Annotated in this window: 2 protein-coding genes and 1 pseudogene; all 3 read right to left on the bottom strand. The window is 73.3% G+C overall.

Features of this window, described 5'->3' with window-relative positions; all coding sequences use genetic code 11:
* Positions 1 to 589, bottom strand: a 589-nt coding sequence (locus ACLEQD_RS38780) for an AMP-binding protein (RefSeq protein WP_410390910.1), incomplete at its 3' end; no start/stop codon positions are given.
* Positions 571 to 3476 (bottom strand): annotated as a pseudogene (locus tag ACLEQD_RS38775) (amino acid adenylation domain-containing protein). The pseudogene ACLEQD_RS38775 and the gene ACLEQD_RS38780, both read right to left, overlap by 19 nt.
* A 29-nt stretch (positions 3477 to 3505) precedes the next feature.
* Positions 3506 to 3845 (bottom strand): hypothetical protein (locus ACLEQD_RS38770; protein WP_410390908.1); only part of this gene is annotated, 340 nt, incomplete at its 5' end.

Below are 3845 nucleotides of genomic sequence, written 5' to 3'. Positions count from 1 at the left end.
AGTGGTGCGTGATGCCCACGCCCTTGGGCGTGCCCGTGGAGCCCGACGTGTAGAGGACGTAGACCAGCTGGTTGGGCAGCAGCCGCACGCCCGGGGAGGACATGTCCTGGCGCGCGAGCTCGTCGCGGTCGGCCTCCAGGCTCACCGTGGGCCAGGCCCGGTCCTGGACGGCCTCCGGCAGTGAGCGCTCCGTCACCACCAGCGACAGCCCCGCGTCCTGGAACATGAACGTCAGCCGCGACGCCGGATAGGCCGGATCCAACGGCACGTAGGCGCCGCCCGCCTTGAGGATGCCGAGCATGCCCACGACGAGGTCCAGGCCGCGCTCCACGCAAAGGCCCACGCGGCCCTCGGGCTGGAGCCCCCGGGCCAGCAGGTGCCGCGCCAGCTGGTTCGCGCGCGCCTCCAGCGCCGAGTACGAGAGCGTGCGGCCCTCGTGCTCCACGGCGATGGCGTCGGGGGCACGGCGGACCTGCGCATCGAAGAGGTCCAGCAGGGGCGGCTCGCGCAGCGGCCGGACGTCCGGCGCGCTGAAGTCCTTGAGCACCTGCTCGCGCTCCGCCGCGTCCATCAGGGGCAGCAGACGCACGGGTGTCGCGGCCTCGCGGCCACGGCCTCCAGCAGCACCCGGAGGTGCGTGGCGAACCGCGCCGCTGCGTCCGCGGAGAAGAGGTCGCGGCTGTATTCGAGCGTGCCCTCCAGCCCGCCGTCCTGCGCGGTGAGCGACAGGATGAGGTCGAAGCGCGCGGTCTCTGTCGAGGTAGGCAGCCGCTCCACGCGGACGCCGGGCAGGGCTGGCGCGGACAGCGGCGCGTTCTGCAGCACGAACATCACCTGGAACAGCGGGGTCCGGTCACCGCCGCGCGCCTGCGCCACCGCCTCCACGAGCTGTTCGTAGGGCACGTCCTGGTGCGCGAACGCTGCCAGGGAGGACTCGCGCACGCGGTCCAGGAGCGCGGAGAAGCGGGGCGCTCCGTCCAGGCGCGCGCGCAGCACCAGCGTGTTGAGGAACACGCCGATGAGGGGCTCCAGCTCCGGCCGGGTGCGGTGGGCCACGGGCGTGCCCACGGCGAAGTCGTCCTGTCCGGAGTAGCGCGACAGCACGGCCTGGTAGCCGGCCATCAGCACCATGAACAGCGTGGCGTCATGCGCGCGGCCCACCTGCTCCAGCGAGCGCACCAGGCCGCGGGCAGCGTGAAGACGTGCGTGTCCCCACGCTTCGACCGCGTCCCGGGCAGCCCCTGCGCGGCGGGGAGGGTGAGCACGGGCACGTCCTTCAGGGACTCGCGCAGCGCGCCCAGGTGGGCTCGCGAAGTCTCGGAGTCCTCCTGCTGGCGCTGCCATGCGGCGAAGTCCGCGGCCTGCACTTCCAGCGCCGGCAGCGGCGACGGCCGTCCCTGCGCGAGCGCTGAATAGAGGCTGCCCACCTCGTGCACGAGCACGCCCATGGACCAGCCATCCGTGACGATGTGGTGCATGCACAGCAGCAGCACGTGTTCGTCCGGAGCCAGCCGGAGCAGCCGCGTGCGCAGCAGCGGGCCCGTGCCCAGGTCGAACGGCCACGTCGCGTCCTCGCGCATGCGCTGCCGCAGGGTGGCCTCGCGCGCGTCGCCTTCGGGAAGGGCCTCCACCGGGAGGGGCCACTCCGACGGCGGAGCGTGGATGCGCTGGAGCGGCTGGCCATCGCGCTCCTCGAACGTGGTGCGCAGCGGTTCGTGCCGGCGGACGACCTCCGCGAAGGCGCGGCGCAGCACCTCCACGTCCAGGGGACCGGAGAGCCGCAGGGCCAGGGGGATGTTGTAGAGGGCCTGACCGGGCTCCAGCCGGTCCAGGAACCACATGCGCTGCTGCGCGAACGACAGTGGCAGCGCCCCGTCCCGCGACACGGTGGGGATGGGGTCGGCGGGATGCCGCGAGGGAAGCGCCTCGATGCGCTCCGCGAGCCGCGCCACGGTGGGCGCGTCGAACAGCGCGCGCACGGGCAGGTCCACGCCGAAGCGGGCGCCCACGCGGGTGATGAGCTGGGTGGCCAGCAGTGAATGCCCCCCGAGCGCGAAGAAGTCATCGTGCGCGCCCACGCGCTCCACGTGCAGCACGTCCTGGAACAGCGCGGCCAGCTTCTCCTGGAGCGGCGTCAGGGGACCGGCATCCCCGGTAGTGGGAGCGGACGTGGGGGCGGGCAGGGCGCGGCGATCCACCTTGCCGTTGGGCGTGAGGGGCAGGGCGCCCAGGCCGACGAAGGCCGAGGGCACCATGTATCCGGGGAGGCGGGAGCGCAGGTGTTCGCGCAGCGCGTCCGCGTCCACGGAGGCAGGGACGACGTAGGCCACGAGGCGCTGTTCGCCGGGCACGTCCTCGCGCACGGCGACCACGGCCTCGCGGACCTCGGGGTGCGTGCGGAGCGCGGCCTCGATCTCGCCCGGTTCGATGCGGAAGCCGCGCAGCTTCACCTGATGGTCGATGCGGCCCAGGAACTCCAGCGTCCCATCCGCGAGCCAGCGGGCCCGGTCGCCCGTGCGGTACATCCGCGTGCCCGGCTCGTCGCGGAACGCGTCCGGCACGAAGCGCTCGGCCGTGAGGTCCGGGCGGCCCAGGTAGCCGCGCACCACGCCTTCACCGCCGATGAACAGCTCTCCGGGGACACCGACCGGTACCGGCTGCAGCCGGGCATCCAGGATGTAGAGCCCGGTGTTCGCCAGCGGCCGTCCCAGCGACACCGTTCCGGTCGTGGCCGCTTCGACGCGATGCATGGACGACCACACCGTGGTCTCGGTGGGCCCGTACATGTTGAGCAGGGTCGGGACGTGAGCCCACAACAGCGTGGCCAGGCCGCCCGGGAGCGCTTCGCCGCCCACGAGCAACTGCCGCAGACCTCCCAGCGCGTGCAGCGCGCGGGGCTCCTCCACGAGGGCGCGCGCGTAGGACGGCGTGCACTGGAAGTGGGTGACGGCGTGATGCTCCAGCGTCTCCGCGAGCGCGGAGGGCTCCAGGCCCGTCGGCGCGAGCACCACCTGGAAGCCGCGCGTCCAGGACCAGAGCAGCTCCAGCACGGAGATGTCGAAGGAGATGCTCGTCATCGCCAGCCACGTGCCGGGGCACGGCGAGACGTGCGCATCCATCGCGCGGAAGAAGTTCATCACCGTCCGGTGCGGCACGCCCACGCCCTTGGGCCGCCCCGTCGAACCGGACGTGTAGAGGACGTAGGCAAGCGTCCGCGCGTCACTCGCGGACCGCACGAAGTCCCCACCCACCGAAGGGTCCACGTCTTCGAGGAAGAGCCTGCGCTCGGCCGGCACCGCGACCACGTCCTCCAGGTGCCGGGGGCTCACGAGGACCTTCGCCCCGGAGTCCTCCCACATCGCGGCCAGCCGCGGCGCCGGGTACGCCGGATCCAACGGCAGGTAGGCCGCGCCCGCCTCCAGGATGCCGAGCAGCCCCACGGCCAGCTCCACCGTGCGGTCCACGCAGAGGCCCACGACGGACTCCGGCCCCACGCCACGCTGTCTCAGCGTGTGCGCCAGGGCCCGGGCCGCGCGCGCAGCTCCCGGTAGGTCAGCCGCGTCTCCCCAGCGACGAGCGCCACGGCGTCAGGGGTGCGGGCCACCTGCGCCGCGAAGCGCGCGGAGACGGTGGCGTCCGACGGGTACTCGATGTCGGGTCCCCGTGACAGCGCTCGCAGGTGTTCCGCTTCCGAGGCGTCCAGCCAAGGCAGCGCGTCCACGGTGCGTGAAGGGTCCGCGACCCCGGCCTCCAGCAGCACGCGCAGGTGCCCGGCGAGGCGGGCCACGGTGTCCGCGTCGAAGAGGTCGGTGGCGTACTCCAGCCAGCCCTCGAAGCCCCGGGGG

This window comes from Corallococcus sp. 4LFB (genome assembly GCF_046520365.1).
Lineage (GTDB): Bacteria > Myxococcota > Myxococcia > Myxococcales > Myxococcaceae > Corallococcus > Corallococcus caeni.
Note: the sequence above shows the minus strand (reverse complement) of the source record. Positions and strands in the feature narration are given on the sequence as shown.